This window comes from Candidatus Omnitrophota bacterium, from assembly GCA_018894435.1.
Taxonomy (GTDB): domain Bacteria; phylum Omnitrophota; class Gorgyraeia; order JAHIPI01; family JAHIPI01; genus JAHIPI01.
In genome coordinates this window covers 1-3,678 of sequence record JAHIPI010000095.1, presented here as the reverse complement: position 1 = coordinate 3,678, position 3,678 = coordinate 1, and the positions used below count along the sequence as shown (strand labels likewise).

The following is a 3,678-nucleotide window of genomic DNA, read 5'->3' as shown; positions in this document are numbered from 1 at the left end:
TTGAAATAGCGTTGTTTAATACCCGAGATAATAAAAAGCCCGTAACGGATGTTACGGGTTTAATCAGTTGAGGCCCTATAAAGGTAATAGCACAGGGCCAATTTTTGCCGAAAGGCAAAAATTGGGGTCCCTCATCGTTAAGCCGAGGGGAAACCTCTCTGAATTTATTAGCCTAATTATATAGGCGTTACCCTATTATGGCAAGAATTATTTGGTTTAGAGAGGGATTTTATAGCTGATTACTGGGCTGGTGAGAGCAAAATTTGTCCTTTTTGTCCTGTATTATTCAAGATAATCGCTGTAACTTTTCGGTGGCGAATTTGCAGGTAGAAACTAAAGGGACATATCCTATCTTAAGTTTATTGGAATCAAGGATGGCTATGGCCGACAGGAATAATATATAAAGGCACGTGATCTGCGGGTAGATTTAATATGCTTTTTACTTCCTCGTCGCTAAAAGCACCTATGGGGACGGAAACCAGGCCTAACGCGACTGCTTGCAAATGGATATTCTGGGCAATGTGACCCGTCTCAATATCAGCGTATCTCTTCCCGCGCTCCCCATACTTAAAGGTAACCTTATCATAGACTGCGCAGATGACGATATCTAATGGAGCGTCGCTAACTGAACTCTGACCTAAGCTAGCGTTACACAAATCGCCTCGTAAATCACCCTCGCTTAAAACCTCAAGCGCATGTCTCTCGGGAAGGTAATGATACACGCCGTCTTTGGTAAGTGCGTAAATCTCCATTGGGTATAAAGCACCTGCAGAAGGAGCGTTGCGCAAGCTATGACCTCCCCTTCTTTCCGTAATGCCTTGCGCTGCCCAGAGTAATTGGCTAATCTGATATAAGGTCAATTCTTTCTTGCTAAAGGACCTCTGAGAACGCCTTTTGGCAATCGCTTCTTCAAGGGAGATTATTCCTTTAGTTATAGGTTGCGGTAATTGAATTTCTTTTGCCTTTGCCATACTCAAATCCTCCTTACCAATAAAAAGCAGAGTTGCTATAAAAATAATGTAGCCGATTTTGCTATATGAAATCATTTTATCAGCTTATCCAGAAAATCGCCCATCCTCTCTTTAAGGATATTCTGCGAATCAAAAAAGCAGCTATTATGTCCCCCGCGAATTTCAAATAACTCCTTTGGTGCCGGCGCGGCATCGTAAAGCTTTTTGCCCAGTTTAAAGGGAACAATTTCATCATTGAGACTGTGTATCATAAGCTTGGTTATTTTTACGGACCTTATCTTGTTCTCAGAATCAAGGCGCAGGGAGAATATCCAGTAAGGAAGAAAAGGGAAGGCGTATCTTGCCATATCCTTACCGTTTGAGAAAGCGCCCTCTGTAATCAACGCACGCATAGGGCGTATGGAGGCAAGGTCGATGATTGCCGCACTGCCAATGGACTCCCCGTACCCGATAATCTGCTCTTGGCTTATCCCGCGAGATAACAAATAATCAAAAGCTGCCTGGGTATCGAGATACAAACCTTTCTCAGAGGGTCTGCCTTTACTTAAGCCGTATCCACGATAGTCAAATATGAAAACATTACATCCCAAGCTATGGAAAAAAAGTATCTTCTCAAGTCGATGGCTGATGTTGCCGGCATTTCCGTGGCAGAAGAGTATGGTAAACCTCGCTTTTGGCGAAGGAATAAACCAAGCATTGAGTTCTATATTGTCCCTGGTTTTAAAAAATACATCCTCAAAATCCAAGCCGCTATCTCGGGGAAGAAACTCTATTTGTCTAGCGGGATAAAAGATTGCGTGATTCTCGAAGTATCTTAAAAATAGGAGGGTCGCAACGAAGAATATAAATAGAAACAATAATTGAGGCATAGCTTTAAAATGCCAGGGCATATATATAAGGAAGGATTAAGGTACCTAAACCCTGAAAACGCTATCGCTTAAAGACCTAATTTCGCCGAATTTTTCTCCCCACAAGAAACCTAACCGCGCCCACCTGAAACTCCCGCAGAAGGCGGGACACTTGCCTATCTTTTTAGGCAAGGTGTCTCTCTGAAACCCTCGTCTTTCCGTTTTTGTCTAAGTATGGGGTAAAGCTGGTCTCTAAGGAAATAACTTAAAATGCACCGCGCCCTTGGGGGCGCCCCCGTAGCTCCCATGCTACCCCTCCCCTCGCTGGGGCTCGGGGTCGCTTGGCGGCCGCTTAGTTATACTCCTTCCATATCGCATCCAGCGCTTCTGCCGCGCGCATACGCAGCTTAATATCCACCAAATCAGATATCTCGGTATCTTGGGGATTGATTTCAATCGTAAACCGGCCTAGATGCTTCGCTGCTACCATCGGCTGCCGAATGTACGGAAAAACGCTGGTCGTGCCTATCGAAAAGTAAATATCAAATCCCCGCGTTAATTCCCGCTCAAGTACCGCCACCCTATCTTCCGGAAGCATTTCTCCGAAGAAAACCACTTCCGGCCTGGCTATTCTACCGCATTTCGGACAAAGCGGCGGGATATTTATTTCGCTGTAATCTTTAACTACGTCTCGCCACCCACAACGTGTACAAACTAATTTATGCATATTTCCGTGAATATCAATTATATTGCGCGATCCGGCAGCATGATGGAATCCGTCGATATTCTGCGTCAACACCCATACGCGCTCAAAATGCTTTTCCATCTCCGCAATAACCTCGTGTCCCCGGTTAAACCTGGCATTCCGGCAGTTCTTTTCTATCTGCGAAAGGTATTTCCAGGTCACTTGCGGCCGCTTCTCTAAGGTTTCTCCTGCCAGGGCCATTTCTACCGGGATGCCATCTTCGGTTAACTTGTCATTATACAGCCCGCCGATTCCCCGATATGTCGGTAAGCCCGAATCCGCGGAAATCCCGGCTCCGGTAATAAACAGGATACTTTTGCAATTCTTTAAAAGCTTGGTGATTCGGGCTATAGCTTCGTAATCAGTATTCATTTGTACTTCGGGCATACATGCGCGTTCCCACCCCGCGCCCCGCCTAGCGCTATCTTTTTCTCGGCCTGAGCGAAGTCGAAGGCCAAAAAACTACCGCAATTCTTAGGGGACGGAAAATAGAACCGTGCCCTTTATTTGTTAAATTACGGGCCGGTTGAATAATTTTCTCAGCTCCTGCTTCGTCTGCATCAGGATACGTTTCTGAAGAGGGTCAATGTTCTTTCCGGCACGATTGATATAAAAAGACAGCATTGACATTGCGGATGCAAAAGGACTACTTTTTCGCCGCATGCTTGTCTCTGCTGATCGCTTTAATGAGGCTGCGATCTTGCGCGGATCTTTCCAGGTAAAAACACCCTGTTCTAAATCAAGAGCATTGCTGAACTTTGTCACCCGGTCAGACCACTTTTTTACTCGCTTCATACTTACCCTGCTTTAATATCCGTATTTGTTTTCGAACCTCTTGTTTAATAACAGACTCTCAAGAGCGTCTTACTATCCCCCTTGTATTTACTTATAGATACCCCTGGCGCTATCTGGTTGAAAACGGGGCAAAAAATATTAAGGGTCCCTCTCCTATGAGCCGATGGGGAACTTCTTAATTGATACTTAATAAAATATATTATTTTTTTTCAGTAAAAGCTTTAAAAATATCTATTGGTATTGGAAAAAGTGTTGTTGTATTATTTTCTTTTCCTATCTCAACAAGTGTTTGCAAATATCGCAGTTGTAAAGCCATGGG

At 44.3% G+C, this 3,678-nt stretch carries 4 protein-coding genes; all 4 read right to left on the bottom strand.

Annotation, left to right across the window (positions count from 1 at the left end; genetic code table 11):
- Positions 1-368 precede the first annotated feature (368 nt).
- The gene (locus KKI13_08065; protein ID MBU4488996.1) at positions 369-1,046 is read right to left on the bottom strand and encodes a SagB/ThcOx family dehydrogenase; all 678 of its coding nucleotides are present in this window, start codon (positions 1,044-1,046) and stop codon (positions 369-371) included.
- On the bottom strand, positions 1,043-1,717 hold the full coding sequence (locus tag KKI13_08060; GenBank protein MBU4488995.1) for an alpha/beta hydrolase: 675 nt from the start codon (positions 1,715-1,717) through the stop codon (positions 1,043-1,045). The genes KKI13_08065 and KKI13_08060 overlap by 4 nt, the downstream gene beginning before the upstream one ends.
- A gap of 454 nt (positions 1,718-2,171) precedes the next feature.
- Complete coding sequence (locus tag KKI13_08055; protein MBU4488994.1) at positions 2,172-2,936, bottom strand: NAD-dependent deacylase; 765 nt, start codon at positions 2,934-2,936, stop codon at positions 2,172-2,174.
- A gap of 138 nt (positions 2,937-3,074) precedes the next feature.
- Positions 3,075-3,359 (bottom strand): DUF3175 domain-containing protein, encoded by a 285-nt coding sequence (locus KKI13_08050; GenBank protein ID MBU4488993.1) that lies wholly within the window; start codon positions 3,357-3,359, stop codon positions 3,075-3,077.
- Positions 3,360-3,678 lie beyond the last annotated feature (319 nt).